This is a genomic window from Bryobacter aggregatus MPL3 (assembly GCF_000702445.1).
Taxonomy (GTDB): Bacteria; Acidobacteriota; Terriglobia; order Bryobacterales; family Bryobacteraceae; genus Bryobacter; species Bryobacter aggregatus.
Map to the genome: position 1 here is coordinate 128,742 of NZ_JNIF01000004.1, position 22,761 is coordinate 151,502.

At 58.2% G+C, this 22,761-nt stretch carries 22 protein-coding genes; 9 read left to right on the plus strand and 13 right to left on the minus strand.

Annotated features, from left to right (window positions below):
- Positions 1-2: 2 nt before the first annotated feature.
- From M017_RS0120200 to M017_RS0120215, 4 genes are all read right to left on the minus strand, one after another.
- On the minus strand, positions 3-650 hold the full coding sequence (locus M017_RS0120200) for a hypothetical protein (protein ID WP_031499982.1): 648 nt from the start codon (positions 648-650) through the stop codon (positions 3-5).
- Positions 651-737: 87 nt separating this feature from the next.
- Positions 738-2,546, minus strand: a complete 1,809-nt coding sequence (locus tag M017_RS0120205) for a M20/M25/M40 family metallo-hydrolase (RefSeq protein WP_031499983.1) — start codon at positions 2,544-2,546, stop codon at positions 738-740.
- A complete protein-coding gene (locus M017_RS0120210; protein ID WP_031499984.1) occupies positions 2,547-3,527 on the minus strand; it encodes a DsbA family protein in 981 nt (326 codons plus the stop codon).
- A 9-nt stretch (positions 3,528-3,536) separates the two neighbouring features.
- Positions 3,537-5,075, minus strand: coding sequence for a UxaA family hydrolase (locus M017_RS0120215; protein ID WP_031499985.1), 1,539 nt, complete (start codon positions 5,073-5,075; stop codon positions 3,537-3,539).
- Positions 5,076-5,102: 27 nt separating this feature from the next.
- On the opposite strand from M017_RS0120215, the gene M017_RS0120220 reads away from it, so the two are divergent.
- The gene (locus M017_RS0120220; RefSeq protein ID WP_031499986.1) at positions 5,103-6,356 is read left to right on the plus strand and encodes a glycosyltransferase family protein; all 1,254 of its coding nucleotides are present in this window, start codon (positions 5,103-5,105) and stop codon (positions 6,354-6,356) included.
- Positions 6,357-6,358: 2 nt separating this feature from the next.
- Here M017_RS0120220 and M017_RS0120225 read toward each other — a convergent pair whose 3' ends face one another.
- Positions 6,359-7,411, minus strand: coding sequence for a DUF481 domain-containing protein (locus tag M017_RS0120225; protein WP_031499987.1), 1,053 nt, complete (start codon positions 7,409-7,411; stop codon positions 6,359-6,361).
- Positions 7,412-7,517: 106 nt separating this feature from the next.
- On the opposite strand from M017_RS0120225, the gene M017_RS0120230 reads away from it, so the two are divergent.
- Complete coding sequence (locus M017_RS0120230; protein WP_035958719.1) at positions 7,518-8,858, plus strand: pyridoxal phosphate-dependent decarboxylase family protein; 1,341 nt, start codon at positions 7,518-7,520, stop codon at positions 8,856-8,858.
- On the opposite strand, the gene M017_RS0120235 is transcribed toward M017_RS0120230, so the two are convergent.
- The 5 genes from M017_RS0120235 to M017_RS0120255 all read right to left on the minus strand — a co-directional run bounded on the left by M017_RS0120235 (position 8,821) and on the right by M017_RS0120255 (position 12,642).
- Positions 8,821-9,243 carry a DUF3052 family protein gene (locus tag M017_RS0120235; protein WP_031499989.1) on the minus strand — a complete coding sequence of 141 codons (423 nt, stop codon included), beginning with the start codon at positions 9,241-9,243 and terminating at the stop codon, positions 8,821-8,823. The genes M017_RS0120230 and M017_RS0120235 overlap by 38 nt on opposite strands.
- The gene (locus M017_RS0120240; protein WP_031499990.1) at positions 9,236-10,078 is read right to left on the minus strand and encodes a sugar phosphate isomerase/epimerase family protein; all 843 of its coding nucleotides are present in this window, start codon (positions 10,076-10,078) and stop codon (positions 9,236-9,238) included. Before M017_RS0120240 ends, M017_RS0120235 begins: the two co-directional genes overlap by 8 nt.
- On the minus strand, positions 10,066-11,076 hold the full coding sequence (locus M017_RS28025; RefSeq protein WP_080508041.1) for a Gfo/Idh/MocA family protein: 1,011 nt from the start codon (positions 11,074-11,076) through the stop codon (positions 10,066-10,068). The genes M017_RS0120240 and M017_RS28025 overlap by 13 nt, the downstream gene beginning before the upstream one ends.
- A 64-nt stretch (positions 11,077-11,140) precedes the next feature.
- Positions 11,141-11,716 (minus strand): hypothetical protein, encoded by a 576-nt coding sequence (locus tag M017_RS0120250; RefSeq protein ID WP_238325986.1) that lies wholly within the window; start codon positions 11,714-11,716, stop codon positions 11,141-11,143.
- 164 nt (positions 11,717-11,880) lie between these two features.
- The gene (locus tag M017_RS0120255) at positions 11,881-12,642 is read right to left on the minus strand and encodes a class II aldolase/adducin family protein (RefSeq protein WP_035958720.1); all 762 of its coding nucleotides are present in this window, start codon (positions 12,640-12,642) and stop codon (positions 11,881-11,883) included.
- A 69-nt stretch (positions 12,643-12,711) separates the two neighbouring features.
- On the opposite strand from M017_RS0120255, the gene M017_RS0120260 reads away from it, so the two are divergent.
- A complete protein-coding gene (locus M017_RS0120260; RefSeq protein ID WP_035958721.1) occupies positions 12,712-13,521 on the plus strand; it encodes an alpha/beta hydrolase in 810 nt (269 codons plus the stop codon).
- Here M017_RS0120260 and M017_RS0120265 read toward each other — a convergent pair.
- The 3 genes from M017_RS0120265 to M017_RS0120275 are packed head-to-tail and all read right to left on the minus strand — an operon-like array spanning position 13,499 to position 16,266.
- Positions 13,499-14,392, minus strand: coding sequence for a dienelactone hydrolase family protein (locus M017_RS0120265; protein WP_031499995.1), 894 nt, complete (start codon positions 14,390-14,392; stop codon positions 13,499-13,501). The two genes, M017_RS0120260 and M017_RS0120265, sit on opposite strands and share 23 nt — an antisense overlap.
- Positions 14,393-14,412: 20 nt before the next feature.
- Positions 14,413-15,357 carry an AAA family ATPase gene (locus tag M017_RS0120270; protein WP_031499996.1) on the minus strand — a complete coding sequence of 315 codons (945 nt, stop codon included), beginning with the start codon at positions 15,355-15,357 and terminating at the stop codon, positions 14,413-14,415.
- 27 nt (positions 15,358-15,384) lie between these two features.
- On the minus strand, positions 15,385-16,266 hold the full coding sequence (locus tag M017_RS0120275; RefSeq protein WP_031499997.1) for a motility-associated ABC transporter substrate-binding family protein: 882 nt from the start codon (positions 16,264-16,266) through the stop codon (positions 15,385-15,387).
- A gap of 78 nt (positions 16,267-16,344) precedes the next feature.
- Between M017_RS0120275 and M017_RS0120280 the strand changes: the two genes are divergently transcribed.
- From M017_RS0120280 to M017_RS0120305, 6 genes are all read left to right on the plus strand, one after another.
- Positions 16,345-17,112: an ABC transporter ATP-binding protein gene (locus M017_RS0120280; RefSeq protein ID WP_031499998.1), complete on the plus strand. Its 768-nt coding sequence runs from the start codon at positions 16,345-16,347 to the stop codon at positions 17,110-17,112.
- A gap of 5 nt (positions 17,113-17,117) precedes the next feature.
- Positions 17,118-18,695: a hypothetical protein gene (locus tag M017_RS0120285; protein WP_031499999.1), complete on the plus strand. Its 1,578-nt coding sequence runs from the start codon at positions 17,118-17,120 to the stop codon at positions 18,693-18,695.
- Between the two features lie 46 nt (positions 18,696-18,741).
- Positions 18,742-19,140 carry a LysM peptidoglycan-binding domain-containing protein gene (locus M017_RS0120290; protein ID WP_031500000.1) on the plus strand — a complete coding sequence of 133 codons (399 nt, stop codon included), beginning with the start codon at positions 18,742-18,744 and terminating at the stop codon, positions 19,138-19,140.
- Between the two features lie 91 nt (positions 19,141-19,231).
- Complete coding sequence (locus M017_RS26955; protein WP_035958725.1) at positions 19,232-19,696, plus strand: hypothetical protein; 465 nt, start codon at positions 19,232-19,234, stop codon at positions 19,694-19,696.
- 63 nt (positions 19,697-19,759) lie between these two features.
- Complete coding sequence (locus M017_RS0120300; RefSeq protein WP_031500001.1) at positions 19,760-20,089, plus strand: PadR family transcriptional regulator; 330 nt, start codon at positions 19,760-19,762, stop codon at positions 20,087-20,089.
- Positions 20,089-22,722: an ABC transporter permease gene (locus M017_RS0120305; RefSeq protein WP_031500002.1), complete on the plus strand. Its 2,634-nt coding sequence runs from the start codon at positions 20,089-20,091 to the stop codon at positions 22,720-22,722. Before M017_RS0120300 ends, M017_RS0120305 begins: the two co-directional genes overlap by 1 nt.
- The last annotated feature ends 39 nt before the right edge of the window (positions 22,723-22,761 follow it).

Here is a 22,761-nt window from a genome sequence, read left to right on the forward strand (position 1 = left end):
CATTATGATTCAAAGCCGTCGCTAAAGTCCGCACTCCACTCCCGCTCGAGCATTCGCGAATACTCGCCAGAGGCGTAGAGATCAAAATCGAACTGATTGGCTTTGATTTCGCCAAAACTCCAAAGCAACTGACGGCAGGCAAAGAGTTGGTCGGCGTAGCGGTAATAGTGCCGGATGAATTCGTCCGTCACCCCATGGCGCTGCGGCACTTCATTGAAAATGGCGTTGAGCCCCAGTGCGCGGGTGAAGATACTTTTATGATCGGCAACGCCCCAATTTTTTAACTTTTCACGGATGTTGCGCGGCGGGTCTTCGGTGAGAATGGCGGCAAAGGATTGATAACAGAATCCCACTCGCTTCAGATCTTCATCGCGTTCCACCAGTTCCATACATTGCTCAATCCAGCGCAGAAGATCTTTGCCGACATAGAACAACATGCGAATCTCGCAGAAACGCCCGTCAATCAACCTGCGATCCAACTCGTCACGTGAAATTTCCCCGCTGGGGAGCAGGCCTTGCAGCATCAGACTGGCACGTGAACTCTCCACCAACTTATCCGGGCCGGCCGCCTCGGCAAAGGGATGGAGGATTAAGGGGGGCAGGCTCCAAGTCTTGGAGGCACGTTGGATGGGCATGGTCGTGATGGGCATTGTACGCTCTAGAGGCTCTTCTTAGGCTAATCGGCGGGATGGCGATCTTTCCTTAAAGTATTTCTCTGATTCTACTAGGACGCCAGATTACTTTCGGATTCCCAGTACCACTGAGAATTCATACGATTGATCGAAACGGTTTACCTTAACGCGAACGGTGTCTCCTGGCTTTTTGGCTCGCAGGAGATAGGTATAGTCTTGCAGGCTGGCCACTTTCTTGCCATCGAATTCTGTCAGCACGTCTCCAGCCCGAATCCCACCCTTCTCGGCAGGGCTTCCCGCGCGGACATCGGCGAAACGGACCCCATTCGATACTTCGGCAAAATCAGGGACACTGCCGAAGTAGGGGCCGTAGCCGCCTCCGCCGCCACTGGGGGCTGCCGCCGTCTCGACCCGGCGAAATTCCGGGCGTTTCGGCGCCGCTTCGAGCTCACTCACCGTCGCTGCAACCAAGCGAACTACCTGTTGGTAGGCAACCGGATCGAACTTCTCCCAGGTGTCGGAAGGTTTGTGATAGTCCGGATGGAGTCCGGTGAAAAAGAACAGGGTCGGAATCTGCTTGGAGCTGAACGAGGTGTGATCGCTCCCTCCGATATTCAGATTCTCGCTGAAGTCCGGATGGATCGCCGGGTCCGCCTGGAGCAGGTTTTCGAGGATGGACTGGAAGCCAGACCCGCTGGCGGCTCCTGCGATAAATAGCTTGCCGTTGGTCATGCGCCCGATCATGTCGAGATTCACCATGCTGGTGCAGTTGGCCAGGTCGAGCGGCATATGAGCGGTCATGTAGCTGGAGCCGAGCAGCCCGAGTTCTTCGCCGGAGAAGTGCGCAAACAGAATGCCGCGCTTCGGCTTGGGCAGACTCTTGAAGTGACGCGCCAGTTCGAGTACGGCTGCCGTGCCGCTCGCATTGTCGTCGGCGCCGGGATGGATCTTGCCCGCCTCGCTGGGGGCCATCGAAAATTGACGGCCGACGCCGAGGTGATCATAGTGAGCTCCAATCACGATGTACTCGCTGGTCTCTCCGGGGAGATAGGCGGCGACATTCCAGGTGGGCTTCATGATCCGGTTGATGTCGACCCGCAGATGCCCGTGCAACGAGTCGGGGAAGGCGAAGCTCTGGGGTTCGAGATTCTGGTCGATCGTACGAACCATGGCTTTCAAGTCATGGCCTGCGGCGGCGATCCATTTTTCGGCGATGCTTGTTTTCACCTGCACCACCGGAATCCCGACCGACAGTGGTCCACTCTCATTGCCGAAAGGATCGAGCTTGTTCTCCTCGCCGGGGAAGACCGCGGTGTTGTTCAAGACGATCATTCCGGCGGCGCCATGCAGTTTGGCATTGATCGCCTTGCCTTCGAGATTGGCGTGGCGGGTTCTTTCGGTGCCGAGGAAAACACTGTTCTGGTCGCCATCCTGGGGCTCCAGGCGGAGCACGACGACAATCTTGCCTTTGACATCAAGGCCGGCATAGTCGTCGTAGTGGTATTCGTGAGCGGTGATGCCATACCCGGCAAACACTAACGGCGCGCTCACCTCGCCCGAGGAGGAGAAGATGCGTGGCAGGAAGTCTTTCGCCACACTGAGCTTCTCGCTCCCTACGCTGAGGGTATTGTGCGTCCCAAGCTTTGATTCGGTATTGACGACAAACTTCTGAAAGAAACTGAGCTTGCCGGATGCATCGGCGAAGGGTGCCTTCAAGCCCATCTTTTCGTAGTTGTGCGCAATCCAGCGTGCCGCCTCGTCCAACTCTTTGGTGCCGGTCCAGCGGCCTTTGTACTTTTCATTCGAGAGCAGCCGGACATCGTCGACCATGCGCCGGCCATCGATTCCGTCCGGCAATTTGGCGGCGAAGCCAAGCATCGCCAGGAAGAGAATCGAGTAGCGCAGGCGTGACAATTATTTGGCTCCGGGTGTAGCGAGGGTGACGCTGCAGCAGGCGGTGTCGCCCGCATTCTTGGCAGTCTCCTGGTACTTCAACTCGAGATCGATCACTCGTTTGAGTTGCTCCCAGGAATTGCTGCCCGCAATCTTGCGGCCGTTGATGTAGAGGGTGGGCGTCGAATTGAGACCCAGCTTCTGTGCGGTCTCGATGTCCTGGTTGACGCCCGCTTCCGTTTCCTTTGTGTCATAGCAACGGGAGAGTTGCAGCGCGTCGATGCCGTTTTTGGGAGCCCAGCTCATCATCTCCGGCTTTAGGTTTTCCGCCGTGAGGGTGCCTTGTTTGTCGAAGACCCAGTCGTGAAACTTCCAGAAGTTTTCTTCGCCCTGGAATGCAATGCACCGGCCCGCAATTGCTGCTGAACGGGCCCAGGGGTGAATCTGTTCGAGCGGATAGTCGTGGAGGAAGAGCCGGACTTGTTTCGGATAAGTTTGGGTCAGGTTCTCGCGCAGCACCTTGGCCTGGTCCTTGCAGTAGGGACATTGGAAGTCCGTGTAGAGGCTGATCACCACCGGTGCGCCCGGAGTGCCAAGCGAGGGATGCCCCACATTTTGAATCAAGCTGATCTCACGGGCAAAGGGATGGACGGTGGTGTCGAGGATGTCGCCGCGGACAATGGTCTTCCCGTCGGCCGATACGTAGTAACGTTGCTCCATCGAGCGCTCGCCGAGTGAGGCCCGGACGGTTACCTCATCAAAGCCCTTGAGCGCGGTGGAAGGCTGGCTGTCTTTCACCACGACGGTGATCTCGGGAGTCCAGGTATTCAGGTGCCGCAGATAGTCGATCAGCTTTGCCGTATCGAGCTTCGGAGTGGTCTCAACCGGCGAACTGACCTTGGCCGTACCGGGTTTGATCTTGACTGCCTTCTTGGCGTCTTGCCCAAAAAGACAAAGCGCGGTGAGTGCAACCGGCACCACCGCGCGTAAGAACGTTTGCATGACTCCAGTTTATAGGACTGGACCAATGCGCCACGGAACGAATTCCTTGTGGCCGAGGCGCTCGGCACAGGTCTTCTCGCCGCTGGCGGTGCGCAGGCAGAGGTCGAAAATCTCCTGGCCCACTTGCTCGACAGTTGCGTCGCCGTCGACAATACGGCCGGCATTGACGTCCATGTTGTCCTGCATGCGTTTATAAGTGCTGGTGTTGGTGGCGATCTTGATGACCGGCACATTCGGGAAGCCGATGGCGCTGCCGCGGCCGGTGGTAAATGCAATCAGATTGACACCGCCTGCTGCCAGGCCGGTGATCGAGACCGGATCGTAGCCGGGCGTATTCATGAAGACAAAGCCGGGCGAGGTGACGGTTTCGGCATAGTCGACGGCATCCATCATCGGGCTGGTGCCGGCTTTGGCGGAAGCGCCCAGGCTCTTCTCGAGAATGTTTGACAAGCCGCCTTCCTTATTGCCGGGGCTCGGGTTGTCGTCGAAGCTGCCGCCGAACTGGCGCAGGTACTTCTTATAGCCATTGATGTAGCCGAGGAACTTTTCGGCAACCTCACGATTGCGCGCGCGCTTCACCAGCAGGTGCTCGGCGCCAAAGCATTCGGTGGTTTCAGCGAGTACGGCACTGGCGCCAATAGCGGCAAGCATGTCGCTGCAGACGCCGAGCGCGGGGTTGGCGGTGATGCCGCTGAAGCTGTCGCTGCCGCCGCAGTTCAGGCCCAACTGGATCTTCGAGGCTGGGACCGTGACGCGCTTTTCCGCCGACATTTCTTCCATAAATTCCTGGATGCGCTTGCGGGAGGCCTCGACGGCCGCGCGTGTGCCGCCGGCGCTCTGGAGCGTCAGGCCATGCAGGCGCTTGGAGCGGGGGGCGTTCGGTCCGAGATAGTGGTCGATCTGGTTCACTTCGCAGCCCAGGCCGACAATCAGCGCGGCGCCAATATTCGGGTGGTTCAGGACGCCAGCGAGAGTGCGGCGGAGTTGCTCGGTGTCGGGGCCGATCGTGTGTCCGCAGCCTTCGCCATGCGGAAAGGCCACCACGCCGTCTACATTCGCGGGCAGACTGGCGGGGTCGAAGCTCTCCGCAATCCAATCGACCGTGTGTGCGGCGCAGTTGGATGCGGCAACGACGGCGACATAGTTGCGGGTGCCGACACGGCCATCCTCACGCACAAAGCCCTGGAAGGTGGGCATGATTGCAGGCGGGGCGGGGTAGGGGACTTCTCGGGTGGGAAACTCGAAGCCAACTTCATGGTCTTCGAAGGCCAAGTTGTGAACATGGATGTGCTGGCCGGGGGCGATATCCACCCGGGCGCGTCCGATGGCCTGGCCATAGCGGCGCGCGGCAGAGCCAGCGGCAATCGCAGTGAGGCAGACCTTATGTCCAGCAGGAATGTTATCGCGGACGACGACCGGATTTCCGGCGACCACAATCGTGGCTCCTACGCTGAGCGGGACACGCGCAATGGCAACGTTATCAGACTCATGCATCCGGATCGCGGAGTTCTCCGCAGTTGGCAACTTAGCAATATCGAGAAGACCCATGGTTCAAGCACTGATTATACTTGAGGGGTGTCCAAGCCCCTCGTCTGGCTCGTGGCCGCGCTCGGGGTTCCCTATCTTTTTCTGCTCGCTGCGAGTGGTATTTTCGGTGCCGACGAGCCGCGCTACGCCGCAATCGCTCACCAAATGGCCGCCAGCGGAGACTGGATCACACCGACGCTGTGGGGCGAGGCCTGGTTTGAGAAACCCCCACTCACCTATTGGCTGATCGCCAGCTTCGATCGCCTCGGTTTTTCGCCAGACTTGGCCGTGCGGCTGCCCATCGCTCTTCTCGGACTTGGCTTTCTCTTCGCTCTGCCCAGCCTTGAGGCTGCCTTCGTCCTCGGCACCTCGGTCGGTTGGCTGGCAATTTCGCAGGTGGGCGTTACCGACATTCCCTTGAGCGTCTGCTTCAACCTCTGGTTGTTGGGGATGCTGCGGGGCAGGCCTTGGCTGGCAGGCGTCGCGCTGGGCGCGGCAGTGCTGGCGAAGGGCCTGGTCCCCTTGGTGCTCGGTTTGCCCATCGCGCTGCTCTACTGGCGGGAGTGGCGGCACTGGGTGGCTTGTGTTTTCACCGCGGCCCCCTGGTATGTGGCTTGCTACGTGGTGAATGGCCGGGCCTTCTTTGACGAATTCATCGTTCGCCATCACATCCAGCGTTTTCTATCTCCGGACTTGCAGCATGTCCAGCCCTGGTGGTTCTACCTGCCGGTTCTTCTGGGCTTGCTGTTCCCCTGGGCGCCCGCTTTGCTCAAGATTCGGAATCCGGAAAAGCCCTATCTCTATACCGCGCTCTGGGGACTCTTCTTCCTGAGTGTCTCGACGAACAAGCTCCCTGCTTATGTTCTGCCGTTGTTGCCGTCGCTGGCGATTCTAATCGCTCCCCGGCTGCAACGCTGGCACTATAGCTTCGCCGCCGGATTTCTGGTGTTGCTGCCGTCAGCGGCTCCCTGGCTTCCGACGGCGATCGATGAAGGATTGTCGAAAGCCTCGCTGCCCACGACGGCCTGGATTTGGCTGCTGGTTTCGCCTGTTGCCGCCTATCTGGCCTGGCGTTGGCAACGGCCTGCGGTCGTGGCAGCCATGGCGATTGCGATCTGTTGCCTGAAGTGGCAACTCTATCCACAACTGGAGCGTAAGGTCTCAGCGAGAGAAGTCTGGCTCACACAGCATCCCACCTGTGTTCCCGATCAGGAATCGCGAGGCTTCCGCTACAGCCTGTTCTATTACGCTGGTCGCGAACTTCCCCTTTGTTCTGTGGAAGGTCGCGACCAGCCGCGCTGAGCTTACTTTGCGAAGTTCAACCGGATACCGGTTGTGATCAAAAGATCATTCTTCTTGCGGCCGGGTAGCGGATTGGACAGGTAGCGATCGCTCGCAGAAACCTGCCAGCTGAGCCAACGCCGCAGCGCAATCGAGAAGGCGATATCGCTGTTAATACGGTACTGACCCGAGTTCGTGATGTTGTTATAGAATACGGTCTTTTCCGACAAAGTGAAGATTTTAAAGAACTTATGGGACATGTCGTTGCCCGCAAGAATTTCGGCAGAGGTTCGATTCAGGCCGGTGCTAAAGAATTCTCGGTTTAACGATCCACCGCCATAGAAGTCCCAAACGGTTTGCTTGTTTTTGAGGAAGTGATGACCCAGACCGCCGGCAGGAACAAAACGAAGATCGAGACTCTGGAACTGATCAAATTCGAGATCGGTTGAGGCGAAGGCGTAGAACTTCGAGGTAATGTTGACATCGTACTTGATGCCGCCGCGGATCGAGTTGGCCGCCAGCACATTCTGGCCATTGTTCTTGTTGTTGGAATACAGCGAGAAGAAGTACGCGTTGATGCCATCTCGGGTTGTCGAACGGGTCACTTTGGCCGAGCTGGAAATCGTATTGGTGCTCGCGTTGCCGCGCGCCTGCGCGTAGCCGAGGTCGACGGTGCCAGTCCAGAGATCGACCAGACGCGGATTGCGGAGGCGGTCGAGTTCCTTGAGATAGTTGGCCTGATCGTCCTTGTTGCGGAACAGGACAACGTCGTTTTCGCTGGCCCGGATGGTACCAGCAGTTTCTGTCGAAACTTCGACTTTCGCGTCCGCAATCCGCAATTGACCGAAGAGACTCTGTCCGTCCTTCAGCGTGATGTTCACGCGATCACTCGTCTCGATTGCGGTGACGGATTCGCGTTTGATCTTCAGATCGCCCGCGTAATCCGTCTTTAATAGCAAATCCTTATCGTCAAGCCGAACAATCTGTCCACTCAATCGATCGCCGTTTTTCATCTTCACTTCATCCGCCCAGATCGTGGGGCAGAGAAACGCCAGTAAGAGAATCGAACTCCGCATCCTCTTAGGATGGCGCAAAAAGTACCGCTAAACTGAAGGAATCAATGAATTTCTCCGTCAAAGTGTGTGTCATTGTGGCAACACCGAATGGAATCAGGAGGCTCTGATGGACCTTTATGCGCAGGCACTCGCCGCCGCACGGAGATATGCCGAAGACCGTTCGACCCGCGCGGTATTCCCAACGGCGGAGGCATTGGAGGGTTTGGGGGCATTTGAGAGTGACTTGCCCGACGATGGTCTTGCCGAGGAAGAGGTTCTAGCCTTACTCGATCGCTTCGGTTCGCCAGCCAGCGTGATGAGTAGCGGGGGCCGGTACTTTGGCTTCGTTACGGGATCTTCCTTACCGGCGGCAACTGCGGCCCATTGGCTGGCCACGGCCTGGGATCAGAACAGCGCCCTCGCGGTGATGTCGCCCGTGGTGGCGCGGTTGGACGACATCGCTTTGAGTTGGATTGCGGACCTGTTGGGCATTCCTCCGCAGGCCTTGGGCACTTTTGTCACCGGCGCGACGATGGCGAATTTCACTTGTCTGGCCGCCGCGCGCCACTCGCTGCTGCAGGAACAGGGTTGGGATGTCGAAGCGAAGGGCATGTTTGGCGCTCCGGCCATTCCGGTCATTGTTGGTGAAGAAGCGCACGTTTCGCTGCTGAAGGCTTTGCGCCTGCTTGGATTCGGGACGGACTCGCTGTTGCGCGTTCCAGCGGATTCGCAGGGGCGCATGCGTCCTGATGCTTTTCCGACGCTGACTACTCCTGCCTTGGTCTGCCTGCAGGCGGGGAATGTGAATACCGGTGCGCTTGATCCGGCTGAGAGCCTGATTCCGCTGGCGCGGGCCTCCGGCTCCTGGGTGCATGTCGATGGAGCTTTTGGACTTTGGGCGAACGCCTCGGCCAGTTCTGCGCCGCTTGCTGCAGGCTATGAACAGGCCGATTCCTGGGCGAGCGATTGCCACAAATGGCTAAATGTCCCTTACGACAGCGGCGTGGCTTTTGTGCGAAGCGCTGCGGCACTGGTGGCGGCGATGGGTTCGACGGCGAGCTATCTGCCCAGTGGGGGCACGATTGAGGCGATGCAGCGGAGTCCGGAGTCTTCTCGCCGTGCCCGCGGTGTCGATGCCTGGGCTGCATTGCGCTCTCTCGGAAAGAAGGGCGTGGCGGAACTGGTGGATCGCTGCTGCCACCATGCCAGGAGTTTTGCGGGAAGGCTGGAAGAGGCGGGCTGCCAGATCCTGAACGAAGTCGCGTTGAATCAGGTGCTGGTGGCGCTTGATAGCGATGAGCGGACGACAGCCTGGATCGAGGCGGTGCAACGGGATGGGGCGTGCTGGTGTGGGGGAACGGTGTGGCAGGGACGGAAGGCGATGCGCATCAGTGTGTCGTCGTGGGCCACCACCCGGCACGATGTAAAAATCAGCGTCGAGTCGATGCTGCGTTGCCGCCCCGCATAGCCAGCGGAATGCAGGCGCGCAGGCCGGTGTGCGTCACAGAGAAACTGCAGGTCTTGTTGTCGACGAGACCTGCCTCTTTGATGGCGGCCATCACGTCGGCCTGGGTGATGTGCTTTTGCCCTTTCGGATAGATCACCCAGATATTGCCGTTTGCCACGAGGTACTTGCGGAGCGGCGCCAGACGCTGGAGTTGTTCCTTCGATTCCACACCAAGAAAGATCAAGTCCGAACCCTTCACTGCGCGATGCTGAGAAGGGTTCGCCACTTGCGGTAGGACTTGGCGTAGAAAATCCGAATCCCGAATTCCAAGCAGGGAGATGCGCAAGCCCGGTTTGATGCCGAGCTTGTCGATCAGCGGCTTTTCGGGATTGCAGAGATCAGACAAGCGACTGGACGAGTTGGAGCGCTGCGGTCATATCGGTGGTCCACTGCTCGGGTGTGGTTCCTTCGCGTTCGATCACGATTGGACCGGTGTAGCCAATCTCTTTCAGCTTGGCGACAAAGCGGGGGATACCGACGCTGCCGCTACCGAGTGGCTTCTCGCTGCCGAGTGAGCCAGCCTTGGTTTTGTCGGGCCAGTCACCGTCCTTGGCGTGCACGCTATGGATGTACTTCTTCAGCACCTCCATTGCTTCGATCGGATCGCCGGTGCCGTAGAGAATCATGTTGGCCGGGTCGAAGTTGATCAGCAGGTTCGGTTTGGCGGTATCGAGCAGGAAATCGAGCAGTACGTCTGCTGGTTCCTGGCCGGTTTCAAGATGGAAGTTCTGGCCATTGGCGGCGCAATGATCGCAAATCCGTTTCACCATGCCTTGCACGGCGATGTAGTCTGCATTGGTCTTGTCGTGCGGAACGAAGCCAATGTGGCAGGCAAAAACGGGAATGCCCGCTGCATGTGCAAAGTCACAGAGGGCAATCGTACGGGCTTCGCGCTCGTCGCGGGTGGCAGGAGGGATGAAGCCGACGGTGCGGATGACGGTCGGGATGTCGGCGTAGTCTTCGCCATTGTAGGCCGCCGTCACGGTCAGTAGCGTGAAGTTCTCGGCCTCACAGGCGGCTTTCCATTCCGCGGCCTTGCCGGTGGGGTCAAAGTCTCCAGCGACACCCATCTGGGCACACCGCACGCCGAGTGCTTTGATCTTCTGAATCTGTTCGAGGGCTGGCTTCGCGCTGGAAGCCCAGAAAATGACGCCCGTCTCTAAAGGGTTTAGATTTGACATAGAAGCTTTTCTCCGTGCCGCGTACGGCTTTCGAGTAATAAGAGTGCGAGGGCAACCGAACGCGCCGAATCGACCGGGAGGCACTTCACAGGCTGCTCATTCTTGCGCGCACATTCGAGGAAGTAACTGATCTCGGCCTGGTAGCCATCGATCGATCCATCCGGCGCCACTTCGCTCACTGGCGTTCCGGCTTGGAACAAACTCGGGTGTGTATCACGGACATGATATTCCATGGTTCCGTTGTCGCCGACCACCGTGAACTCCATCGAGAAAGGATAACCCTCATGGTGCCAGCCCCCAGAGATGTTGACGGTGAAGCCGGGATAGTAGAGCTGTCCAACGAGGACGTCGATCTGCTTTTCGAGATTCTCATATCCGGTTGCCGTGACGCTCACCGGCGCTCCGAAAAGGTACAAGGCCATGTCGATGTCATGGATCAAAAGATCGAAGACCCCGCCGCCGGACTGCGCCTTGTCTTTCAGCCAGGGGCCCCAACCCGGCGCGGCGCAACGGCGGCGCAGCGTCGCCGTCCGGATGGTTCCCGAATCTCCGCTTTCCACCCATTGCTTGAGCGAAGCATAGGCAGGAAAGAATCGCAACACCTGCGCTGCCATCAGCACGCGATCGGCCTTTTGCGCCTCCTCGATCATTCGATCGCAGGCGGCGCGATCGAGCCCCATCGGCTTTTCGACGAGCACATGCTTGCCCGCGCGCAAGGCCTCAATGGTGAAGGATTCGTGCAAAGCGGTCGGTAGACACAGATCGACGGCATCGACCTCGGGGTCGAGCAGCATCTCCGGGAAGCTGCTGAAGGTGCGCACGGCGCTGAAGTCGACTTGGTTGTCGGACCCTGTCAGGTTGCCTCCAACGGAAGAGAGATCGCCCTTGCGCTTCTTGTCGTCCCGGGAGACAACCGCGAGTTTTAGATTCGGGATTCCGGCAGCGGCTTTCAGGTGCGTGGCACCCATAAAGCCCATTCCAACGATGGCTAGAGTCATAAAAAGAGAATCCGGCTGCGCCGGACTTTCTCAGGGTATCAAGCCGTCTCTGTCCGCTGGAGTCCTACATCGTGACGACATCAAAACGGAAGCGTTCCGGCGGCAAATCGGAGACCGGCCCGGGGTTCATTGCGGACCAGGTTTGGAAGGCAGACTGCGCCAGTGAGCCATTCAGATAGAACAGGAACTGATCGCTAAAGCAGCCGAGCGGAGGCGGTTGCCGGAAGGTCAGCCGTAGGCCCAGCGAGCTTTCGAAATTGATGCGCTCATCGTTAACCTGGCTTCTGGCCTTATCTTCGAGTAACACGACGAAGCTCTTGCGCCCGGCGTGCGGCCAGACATCTGCTTTGAGCAGTGGCCTCAATTCCGCACGCATCTCGAAAGTGGTTTCGCATTGCCGGATCCATTCGAGAATCGAATCCCCCCAGGCCCAGGCATGCATGAAGCTCTGATACTGGTCCACCAGATTGAGTGCCATGTCCATGCGGCGGCGCTCAAACTCCAGTTCCAGCTTAGGATCGAGTACCGGCATGCTGGCAATCAGATCTTCACTTAGAAGAATGTCACTCGCCATGTGCATCATCTGGTCCAGGCGTTGGACGGGTGTCGAACGGACTAGCAACGGAGGTAGTTCGTGCATACGGTCGCCGGGTATTTCCACGAATTTGCGTTCGCCAAAGATATCCATAAGAACCTCGCTCGAAACAGGAAGGAATTCTTCCCTATTGTCTTATCGGCCCCTGATTCGGGTTTCTGAAATATAGGATGTCTCGAGCACGCCCGACGTTGCGGTTTGTGTGCAGATCAGTTGCGGAAGGACGGATCTTTGCGATCCATCAGGCGAAGCATCGCGTCAAACTCCGGATTCGCTGTGCGGCTATAGCCGTCGCCGCCTTCGGTGGATTCAAAGTCATCGTTCAATGCCTTGCTGCGCTCACAGACCGCAGCGGGTGGCACCACGAGCTTGGCCCCCGTGGACTGAGCCGCCAGTTGGACTTCACACGCTCGCTGGAGGCGAAACATGCGAACGAAAGCCTGTCCGACGGTGGCGCCGCAGGTCAGCAAACCATGCGTTTTGAGGACCATGACATTGCGATTGCCGAGATTTTCCGCCAGCCTGGCGCGCTCGTCCAACTCGAGGCTCGGCCCTTCGAAATCGTGAGATCCCACTTCGCCGTAATAGCCCAACGCATACATGCTGATGGGGAGCAGCCCCTCTTCGAGTGCCGCAATGGCCATGCCTGCTGTCGTGTGGGTGTGCATCACACAACGCACATCGGGCCGTGCCATGTGGATCGCACTATGGATCACGAAGCCCGCCGGATTGATCTCCTGGTTCTGGTCGCCAATGATCTGGCCGTGCATGTCCACCTTGACGAGATTCGACGCGGTGACCTCATCGAAGCGCAGCCCATAAGGATTGATCAGGAAGTGATGCTCCGGGCCGGGCACGCGGACGGTGGTGTGGGTCCAGATGAGTTCCGACCAGCCTAGGTGATCGATGATGCGATAGGCAGCGGCAAGCTGGACGCGCAGCTCCCACTCGATGGGGTCCATGGCAGACATGTTTCGATTATGTCCGCTCTATCCCTCGAAAAGCAGCATCGGGCACGAATCAGGCAGAATGAGGTCGACATGCAAAGATTTCTTCTGGCGCTGTTGCTTTCACTGCCTGCGCTGTCTGCCGCCGAGCCGATCATCCGGGATGTTGTGTTTCCCGGGGCGAAGGGCAAATCGATTCCAGCCTATCTCGTGATCCCTGGTACGCGCGTCAACGGGGGAGCGGCCATCCTCTTTGTCCATTGGCTGGAAAGCCGCAGCCCTGACTCCAACCGCTCTCAGTTCCTCTCGCAAGCCTTCGATCTTGCGAGGGATGGAGTGACGAGCCTGCTTCCGGCCACTTTGTGGTCAGATCCGAAATGGTTTGAGCAACGGGATCCGGAACAGGACTATGACAAGAGTCTGGAGCAGGTGGCCGATCTTGGGAAGGCTCTCGATTATCTGCTTGCGCAGCCGGGAGTGGATCCGAACCGGGTTGCCTATGTCGGGCATGATTTTGGAATGATGTACGGTCTGCTGCTGAGCCAAACAGACAAGCGGCCCTGTGCCTGGGCTCTCCAGGCTGGTACCACTGCTTTTGAAGACTGGTATCTGTTGGGTCGCCGGACGCTCTCTGAGGCGGACAAACAGAAGGTGCGCGACCGGCTCCAGCCTCTTGCGCCGCTTCGTTTCATCGGGAACCTCGATCGTCCGGTGTTCTTGCAGTTTGGAGTACGAGATCCTTATGTTCCGAGAGCGCGCACCGAAGCGTTATGGAACGCCGCGCGCGAGCCCAAGAAGCTGGTGTATTACGAAGCAGGCCATGGTCTCAATGAAGAAGCGATTCGGGATCGCGTGGCTTGGCTGCGGGAAGTCCTCGGGCTCAAGCGCGCAGATAGTGATTGAAGAAATCGAGCGTCCGCGTCCAGGCGAGCTTGGCGGCGGCTTCGTCATAGCGCGGAGTCGTGTCGTTATGGAAGCCATGATTGGCTCCCTCATACATGTACTCGGTGTAGGTGATGTGATTCGCCTTCAAGGCTTCTTCGTAGGCTGGCCAGCCCATGTTCAAGCGGGTGTCGAGGCTCGCGTAGTGAATCAAGAGAGGCGCTTTGATCTTGGGCACATCTTCCGCCTTGGGCTGCCCCCCATAGAAGGGTACTGCCGCGGCAAGGTCCGCACCCATGCGCACCGCGAGGGTATTGGAGATGCCACCGCCAAAGCAAAAGCCGACGGCGCCCACTTTGCCATTGCCATCAGGCCGGGCTTTGAGCCAGCGTGCCGCGGCGATAAAGTCTTCGGTCATCTTCGCGCGATCGACGGTGCCAAAGAGTTTGCCTCCCTTTTCGTCATCGCCTGGATAGCCGCCTACGCTGGTCAACCCGTCGGGAGCGAGCGCGATAAAGTTCGCTGTCGCCAGACGGCGTGCAACATCTTCGATATAAGGATTCAGGCCGCGGTTCTCATGAATCACTAACACGGTGGGCAGCTTGCCGCTGGCCTTGGCGGGCCGCGCCAGATAACCTTTGATGTTGCCATTGCCTTGTGGCGATTCAATGGTGACATACGCGGTATTGATCCGGCTATCGTCCTTGGGCACTTGCTGCGCCCAGGCATAGTTGGGCCGGAGGCTCTCAAAGAGCATGGCCGCCGTCACGCCACCGACGGCAAACTTCTGCGCGCCCTCGAGAAAATCACGCCGCTCGATGTCGCCGTGAACATAGCGATCAAACAGATTCAACAGCTCTTGTGGGAATTCTGATGCCTTCTTGCGATCCATGTTCCAACAAGCATAACGCTTCAGAGAGGAACGTCAACCGTCTCGAGAATGCGCTCAATCACCCGGCGCGCGCTGTCGGAATGCCGGTGTCCAAAACTCGCCTGCGCGGATAACCGCAGCCGGTGGGAGAATACTGGAACGGCCAATTGCTTGATGTCGTCGGGCACCAAAAAGTCTCGTCCATCGAGCAATGCGCTGGCTTGTGCTGCGCGGTAGAGCGCCTGTCCGCCACGTGGACTTACTCCGAGCGTCACCCCGTCGTGGTGTCGGCTCTTTTCGACAATTGCCAGAAGATAGCTGACCAGATCGGCATCGGCATGCACTGCTTCGACGTCTTTCTGGAGCGTTCGTAATTCAGTTGAATTCAGGAGTGGCGCCAGCTTCTGGGGCTTGATGCTTTCTCCGCGGAGGATCGCTCTCTCCTGGTCGGCCTTCGGATAGCCGATCTCGATTCGCATCAGAAAACGATCGAGCTGGCTCTCGGGCAGGGCATAAGTCCCTTGTTGCTCGGTGGGGTTCTGGGTGGCAATCACCATGAACGGGTCGGGGAGGGGCATGGTTTGTCCATCGACAGAAACCTGACCCTCGCTCATCGCCTCGAGCAATGCACTTTGCGTTTTTGGGGTGGCGCGGTTGATCTCGTCGGCGAGCAGAAAATTTGCGAAGACCGGCCCGGGACGAAACTCAAAGTCCTGAAACTGCGGTCGATAGATGGAGACGCCGGTGATGTCGCCGGGCAAGAGGTCTGAGGTGCATTGCAGACGCCGGAAGCTCGCGTCCACCAGCCGGGCTAGCGATTCGGCAAGCGTTGTCTTTCCAACGCCCGGGACGTCTTCGATCAGAAGGTGTCCCCGTGCGATCAGACAGACCAGGGTCTGCCGCACTGCCTCTTCTTTCCCGAGGAGTACATGCTCCAGCGCACCTTTCAAGTCTGCCAGGACTCCGTGATGGGCCAACTGCTTCATGCCGATGATCCCAACTTAGCACGCGGTCTAGCGTGTCCCCTCGCTCAGCCAGAACATCAAATTCCGGACAAATCGCAAGTTGTCGCAATCATTCTGATTCATTCCGATGGGTATCCTCTTGGCTCCCTCTCCCGCGAAGCGAGCACTGGCAAGGCCGGGGTCTCCCAATACCACCACGCGGCCTTGTCCGTAGTCAGACGCCACCGCCAGCACCTGATTCCTCTCTACCCGCAGCAAAGGAGTGCTCCCGGCCGGGCCCGTCAACCATTGACCGCCGGAACTCGCCACACATTTCACCTCCCGTGTGATCGCATGCTTGCCCAGCATTCCTGCCACTGGGGTGAAGCGCGGAGGAATGCGGTCCTGTGCGGGGTCTGGGTTCATGCCGATTCCAAACTGCGACGCGAGTTGTTGCGATGCTTCCGCGGAGTTGGGATCAATGATGAGCAACAGCCGGCCGCCGCTCTGTACATACTGTTTGGCGGCATCGATCTCACCACTTCCGAAAGGGTTCTGTTGTTCAATCGGTGGCGCTGGCAACCGGAGATCCGCCGCCAGTTGCCGGAAACTGCCTGACCATCCGAGCGGACGCACGACGACCAGAACCTGAAAGCGCCGCAGTCCTGACAGTCGCCATTCTTCTGTATAGCTCGCGACGGAATAGCCATCGTCGGCGAGTAACTTGGCAAAGGGCTGGTAGCTCCCTTCCGCGGTTGCGCCATTCCAATGCGCCGCGTCGATGGCGACACGTGGCTTCTTTTGCGGCCAGGCTTTGGCTCCAATGCGGGGACGCCATTTCGCATCGAAGTCCTCAGTGGGCAGCAGCATCAGAAGCAACCCAAAGGTGAAGCAGCCTGCGCCCACCAGGAGCACACGCCGATAGAATCGTTCTTGCCGGGAGAATTGCAATGCCCATTCGACTGCGGCTTTCCCGCAATTGTTCCCTGGATACGGAACTTTTATGACAGTGTTTCGGTCTAAGCCCGCATGCTTGAGGCGATTGCACTCACCAAGCGCTACCGTGGGATCACGGCGCTCGACTCCGCCAGCTTTCGCATCTTACCGGGACAGATTCTCGGCTATCTGGGGCCAAATGGATCTGGGAAAAGTACAACCGTCAAGATCCTCACCGGACTGATCGACCCGAGTTCCGGCACGCTTCATCTCGATGGCAAGCCCGTTCTGGGCAACTGGCAAGATTATAAATCGAGACTCGGCTATGTTCCCGAGGAACCCTATCTGTATGCGCACCTGACGGGCAAAGAGTATCTGGAGCTCTGTGGGCGGCTCCGCGGGATTGAGGAAGGACTCCTTGCCGAAAAGTCTTCCCGGCTCTTGCGTCTGCTCGAGATGTGGGAGGCACGCGATGGCCTGTTGTCGTCGTACTCGAAAGGAATGCGCCAGCGGATTCTGATTCTTGCCGCGATGCTGCATGATCCTGATCTGTTGATTCTGGACGAGCCATTCTCCGGTCTCGACATCAACACCGCGCTCCTCTTCCGGCGGCTGATGCAGGCCCTGGCCTGGAGCGGCAAGATGATCTTCTTTTCAACCCATGTGTTTGAGGTGGTCGAGAAGCTTTGCACCGACGTCATCATCCTGTATCAGGGGCAGATTGTTGCGCATGACAAGGTCGAACGTCTGCGTGAAATCGCGCAGCAGGGCAGTCTCGAAGATGTCTTTCGCCAACTCACACGGCAGCCCGATCTGGATGCGGTGGCCCGGGAAGCGATCGAAGTGATGTCCCTCCGCTGAATGCCATGAAAATCTGGGGCCATCTGGTCAAACTCTTCTGGGATCGTTTCTTTGCGAGCGACTGGTCGACTAGCGCTGACGGCCTGCGCTTTCTTCTCATTTCAACCGGCAGCCTTCTCGCCGGCTTTCAAGTGCTTCTGGTGCAAAAGATGTTTCGCCAGTACTTTGAGCTCAATCTCCTGCCTTCCCGTCTTCCCTATGAAATTGCCGCGGCTGCGGATCGCGGCTTCCTCCTGGTCTTTGTCGCTTTCATCGCGGCGATTCTCTGCGTACTCCGTTGGAGAAGCCTCTATCCTGATGCAACGGATCTTTATGTTCTGAGTCCGATGCCTGTGCCTCCGGCCGCCATCTATTCGGCGCGTCTGGCGAGCGTGACACTCTGTATTGGCGCTTTCGTGGTTGGCGTCTCAGCGGCTTGGGCGATCACGGTGCCTCCGGTTCAGATGGGGCATCATTCCGAGCATTGGTTTGTTGTCGATGCGCTTCTGATGTTTCTTGCCTGTGTGCTGGCGGGGATGACGATCCTGTTCTTTCTCGTTGCGCTGGAGGGCTTGCTGCAGCTTCTTCTGGGCCGTTGGCATCGCAGGGTCTCGGGCTGGATTCAGAATCTGCTGCTCGCGTTGCTCATCATCGGCTTTCCACAGATCTTTCGGATTCTCTCGCGCGGAGCCTGGATTCACGGCCATGCCGGCTATCGTTGGGATGTTTTTGCCGCGCTTCTCTTTGTGCCATTTTTGCTTAGCCTCGGTGCAGCGAGCACTCTTTATGGCCTCAGCTATTTGCGCCGGGGACAGCTTCTTGAAGGAACAGGCACACCCTCCAGCCCCATGGCGGCGAAGCTCCTGCGTCTGGTGGCCGGCAGGCGGGCCAGTGCTGGTTTATTCCATTTCCTATGCTTCACGCTGTCCCGCAGCGCGATGCACAAGACGCTTCTTTCCGCCTGGCTGGCTCTCACCGCGATGATCGTTATTTATGAGATTTCCTCGGGCGATCCGCAAGACCGGAAAGTGCTGATGTTCATCACTCTAGCCACGGCCTTTTGGACACTCAACGGCCTGGTTCACGTATTCGAGATTCCAGTGGAGATCGGAGCAAATTGGGTCTTCCGTATCCTGCCGGCGCCGCAACTGGAGGATGCCAATTGGGTGGCGCTGCAGCGTTTTTTGCTTCGCATTCTGGCATCGCTGCTCATCCTGGCAGTAGGGATTGCAAATTGGCGTTTTCATACAGAATCGATGGCGCTGCGCTTCACTGTCTTGGAGGCTCTTGCGATTCTCTGTCTTGTGGAAGTTCTTCTGTCCAGAATCGACTTCATTCCTTTCACCGCTGGCTATGCACCTGGACAGCGTCCGGCGATTCAAACAGTGTGTGTCTATCTGGGCTCCTTCTTGGGCTTTTCTGTGCTTGGAGTGGTCAGCCTGGCCACTTCGAGCTCCTGGGCCTTGTCCTTCCTCTGGATGGGGTTGTTGCTCGTGCTTTGGTCGCGGCTGGCAACGATGCGGGTGAGGCGATGGGAGTCCACGGCTTTGCGTTTTGGAGACGGCGCACAGCCTGAGATCCAGACAATCGATCTCAATAAGTGAGAGAATTACATTGCCGAAAGGTACATCAACGGTCAAGGAGGATGAAATGGACTTGTTGGAAGGGCTCAAGCTCAAATACCAAAGTGTTCTGAACGTGGTGAAGTCGAAAGGTGTTGTTCTCTCAAACTTACATGTTGAGGGCGACAAACTCTTCATCAAAGGCGCGGCGCCGAGTGAAGACATCAAGAATGACGTCTGGAATGCAATCAAAGCTGTCAATAGCGATTGGTCCAATGAAGTCATGTGCGATATCAGCGTCGATACGTCGCTGCCGCAACCAACTCGCACTTATACTGTGGTGGCTGGGGACAGCCTCTGGAAAATTGCCAATCAATTTTACGGAAATGGGGCACAGTATCCGAAGATCATTCAGGGAAATCCATCGAGCCTCAAGGACGAGAAGAGCGTTATCCATCCCGGTGACGTGCTCGTGATTCCTGACTAAGTACGAGATCGAGTTTTCGATGCGGCCCGCGCCATTTGGTGCGGGCTTTTTTGTGATCTGATTTCTCAACGCCTTGCGCGTATCTCAGAGTATGAAGTTTGCAATTCTACTCACCCTTGCTTCCCTTGCCTTTGCGGAAGATCGCGCCTTTCTAGGCCGCTGGTCCACCGGCAGTGTCTCCACCGTCCAGTACAAGAACAGTGTCACTGGTGTTGCCGCGCCAGCCACCGGCAACCGCTTTTCCTGGGAATTCCGTGCTGACGGCACCTACAACTTCACAGGTCTGATGCAATCGACATTCTACAGTTGCACCACAAGTACCTTCATGAATGAGAGTGGCACCTATGAGCTTTCGGGCGATGTGATTTCGGTGAAGCCTGAGAAGAACCCCTACCAGATGCGCTATTCCTGCTCCCCGTCCAGTGACAATGAGAAGCCAGGCAAGCTCATTCCGAAGTCCTACCGGGTGCGGGTTCTCAGCGATTCCTCTGGGCAGAAGCTTGAATTGATCTCTACGGTGGACAACGCCAGTCAAATCTTTCGCAAGGATCGTTAGGCACGATTTGCCATCCCCTCAGTAACTGATATATGCTGTTGTCAGTTACTGAGAGGAACGATCTTGAGCCGACCCACTGACCTTGTACAAGGCACCCTCGACCTTCTGATTCTGAAGGTGATTGCCCTCGAACCGATGCATGGCTGGGCGATCGCCCAGCGCATCCACCAGATTTCCGGCGAAGTGCTCCAGGTGGGGCAGGGAGCACTCTATCCAGCGCTGCACAAGCTCGAGCAGAATGGCTGGATCAGCGCCGAGTGGGCGCAAAGCGAGAACAATCGCCGGGCCAAGTACTACACGCTCACCCTGGATGGGCGCTCTGCTCTCGATCAGGAAACAGCCCAGTGGGAGCGTCTTTCCACTGCAATCACGCAAGTGGTGAGGACAGTCTGATGCGTTTGTTCACCATCCTCGAGCGCCGTCTGAGCAGTCTGTTTTCGCGACAGAAGGTCGAGCAAGAACTCGACGAAGAACTGGCCTATCACCTGGACCGGCAGATCGAAGAGAACCTGCGCCAAGGCCTGCCGGCAGAGGAAGCCCGCTTTGCCGCGCTCCGTTCCATCGGTGGCCTGGAGCAGCGCAAAGAGGAATGCCGGGATGCGCGCGGATGGAATCTTCTCGATGAGCTGGGGCAGGACCTGCGCTTCTCTCTGCGCCAGCTTCGCAAGAATCCCGGCTTCACAGTGGTTGCAATTCTGATGCTTGGTCTTGGCATCTGCGCCAGTGTCGCGATCTTTGCTTTTGTTGACGCTGCACTGATCCGGCCTCTCCCCTATCGTGATCCGGCGCGCCTGGTCGGGGTCTTTGAATCGATCCCGATGTTTGAGTATTCGAATCTCTCCTACCAGGACTTTCTCGATTGGCAGAAGCGCAATACGGTCTTTGCATCCTTCGCCGCCTATCAGCCCGGCGGCGTGATCCTCAGCACCCCAACCGGCGTACAGATGGCCCGCGGCCTGCGCGTCACAGATGCTTTTTTCCGCACTCTCGGCGTGGCGCCTTTACTGGGCCGCGATTTCATTGCTGGTGAGGATCGGCGCACCGCCATCCTCAGCTACAGTACCTGGCAGAAGCGCTTTGGCGGCCGCCAGGAGGTACTTGGTTCGACGCTCACGCTCGATGGGGAGCCGACTCTGATCATCGGAGTGCTCCCCAAAGATTTCCAGTTTGCCGCCACATCTCCCAGCGAATTCTGGCTGCCTGTACAGCCGGAGGGATCCTGTCTCAAACGCCGGGGCTGTCACAATCTCTATGGTGTCGCCCGCCTCAAGGACGGCATCAGCATCGAGACGGCGCTGTCGAATGTCCAGGCAATTGCAAGCCAGCTCCAGCAAGAATATCCGCAATCTAATCGCGATCAGGGTGCATCCCTGCAGCCTCTGTCCACTCATATTGTCGGCACCATCCGTCCGACTCTGTTGCTGCTACTGACTGGCGCTGGGCTGCTTTTACTGATCGCCTGCATCAATGTGGCGAGCCTGCTTCTGGTCCGTTCTGAAAGCCGCCGCCGCGAGATGGCTGTCCGCAGCGCTTTTGGCGCCAGCTCCGCGCGGCTGGCCCGGCAGTTCCTCACCGAAGGCATCGTCCTCGTCTCTGCCGGAACAGCTGTCGGCCTTGCGGCTTCCTACGGCGCCATGCAGCTTTTGGCCGGGCTGATCCCTGAGGACCACATGGCGAGAATGTCCTATCTCCAAGGCCTCAGCATCAACGGTAACGTCCTTGCTTTTACTGGTGTTGTTGCTTGTCTGGCGGTGTTCCTCTTCGCCATCACTCCAGCGCTCCACTTGCTCTGGAGCCGTGTGCGCAATGGGCTAAGCGAAGGCAGCCGCGGCTCCTCAGGGCTAGCCTGGCGCCGTCTCGGCTCCAGGCTCGTGGTGATCGAACTGGCTACCGCCGTTGTATTGCTGATAGGCGCTGGGCTGCTCGGCAAGAGCTTCTATTTGTTGCTGCAAGTCGATGTCGGAATGCAGCCCGACCACTTGGCCACCGTTCAGCTTGCCACTCCGGTTGCCAAGTACTCCACCGTCGCAAAGACAACAGCGCTCAGTCGCGAACTCAGTGCTCAGCTCAGCGCGCTGCCCGGCGTCAGTTCTGTGGGCTTTTCCACGCTCTTACCGGTGGGCAGCGGTGGCAACACCAGTTGGTTCCGCATCATCGGCCGGCCTTTCCACGGCGAGCGCAACGAGATGCCGAATCGCGAAGTGAGCCCCGACTATTTCAAGACCATCGGCGCCCGTCTGGCGAAGGGGCGATTCTTCCTCGACTCCGATGATGCAACGAAGCCAAAGGTGGTGATCGTCAACCGGTCCATGGCGCGTCTTTACTTTCCGAACGAAGACCCCATCGGCAAGCAGATCTCCTACCACTCCGACCCGGTTGTGCCCATGGAAATCGTCGGTCTGGTCGAAGACATCCGGGAAGGTCCCCTGGACAAGGCAATCCATCCCACGGTCTATATTCCCATCCACCAGAGCCAGGAAAACTACTTTGCCGCGGTGGTCCGCACCGGACAATCAGAGAAAGCGATCCTGACTACGCTGACTGCCGCGATTCGCGCCTTTGACCCAGAGATTGCCACCATTGGCGCAGCGACCATGACCGACCTGATCAACGACTCGCAACCCGCCTATCTCCACCGGGCCTCCGCCTGGCTGGTTGGTGTCTTTGCGGCGATGGCCTTGCTGCTGGGCGTTGTCGGACTCTACGGAGTGATTGCCTATTCGGTCAGCCAACGGACGCGCGAGATTGGCGTGCGCATGGCGCTTGGTGCTCCTCGGGCTACGGTGTATCGGATGATTTTCAACGAGGCTGGCAGCCTCGCAGTCTTTGGACTCCTTCTGGGTCTGCTGGCGGCTGCGGCATTGTCGCGTCTGCTGAGCGGCTTCCTATTTGGTGTTTCAAGCTGGGATCTCTCTACCTTTGCCGGAGTCACGCTGGTTTTGGCTGCGGCTGCAACGCTTGCCAGTTTTCTCCCCGCTCACCGGGCTGCATCTGTGAATCCGGTGGAAGCCATGCGGTCGGAATAGGTCGAGGCAGGCTCACCATGAAGTGACGCCCGTAGGATG

Bases quoted from the DNA above. Each gene is read 5' to 3' on its own strand.
- M017_RS0120265 (WP_031499995.1), bottom strand. From the start codon at position 14,392: ATGGATCGCAAGAAGGCATCAGAATTCCCACAAGAGCTGTTGAATCTG.
- M017_RS0120230 (WP_035958719.1), top strand. From the start codon at position 7,518: ATGGACCTTTATGCGCAGGCACTCGCCGCCGCACGGAGATATGCCGAA.
- M017_RS0120225 (WP_031499987.1), bottom strand. From the start codon at position 7,411: ATGCGGAGTTCGATTCTCTTACTGGCGTTTCTCTGCCCCACGATCTGG.
- M017_RS0120210 (WP_031499984.1), bottom strand. From the start codon at position 3,527: ATGCAAACGTTCTTACGCGCGGTGGTGCCGGTTGCACTCACCGCGCTT.
- M017_RS0120250 (WP_238325986.1), bottom strand. From the start codon at position 11,716: ATGCACGAACTACCTCCGTTGCTAGTCCGTTCGACACCCGTCCAACGC.
- M017_RS0120255 (WP_035958720.1), bottom strand. From the start codon at position 12,642: ATGTCTGCCATGGACCCCATCGAGTGGGAGCTGCGCGTCCAGCTTGCC.
- M017_RS0120215 (WP_031499985.1), bottom strand. From the start codon at position 5,075: ATGGGTCTTCTCGATATTGCTAAGTTGCCAACTGCGGAGAACTCCGCG.
- M017_RS0120285 (WP_031499999.1), top strand. From the start codon at position 17,118: ATGAAAATCTGGGGCCATCTGGTCAAACTCTTCTGGGATCGTTTCTTT.
- M017_RS0120260 (WP_035958721.1), top strand. From the start codon at position 12,712: ATGCAAAGATTTCTTCTGGCGCTGTTGCTTTCACTGCCTGCGCTGTCT.
- M017_RS0120240 (WP_031499990.1), bottom strand. From the start codon at position 10,078: ATGTCAAATCTAAACCCTTTAGAGACGGGCGTCATTTTCTGGGCTTCC.
- M017_RS26955 (WP_035958725.1), top strand. From the start codon at position 19,232: ATGAAGTTTGCAATTCTACTCACCCTTGCTTCCCTTGCCTTTGCGGAA.
- M017_RS28025 (WP_080508041.1), bottom strand. From the start codon at position 11,076: ATGACTCTAGCCATCGTTGGAATGGGCTTTATGGGTGCCACGCACCTG.
- M017_RS0120270 (WP_031499996.1), bottom strand. From the start codon at position 15,357: ATGAAGCAGTTGGCCCATCACGGAGTCCTGGCAGACTTGAAAGGTGCG.
- M017_RS0120200 (WP_031499982.1), bottom strand. From the start codon at position 650: ATGCCCATCACGACCATGCCCATCCAACGTGCCTCCAAGACTTGGAGC.
- M017_RS0120290 (WP_031500000.1), top strand. From the start codon at position 18,742: ATGGACTTGTTGGAAGGGCTCAAGCTCAAATACCAAAGTGTTCTGAAC.
- M017_RS0120280 (WP_031499998.1), top strand. From the start codon at position 16,345: ATGCTTGAGGCGATTGCACTCACCAAGCGCTACCGTGGGATCACGGCG.
- M017_RS0120305 (WP_031500002.1), top strand. From the start codon at position 20,089: ATGCGTTTGTTCACCATCCTCGAGCGCCGTCTGAGCAGTCTGTTTTCG.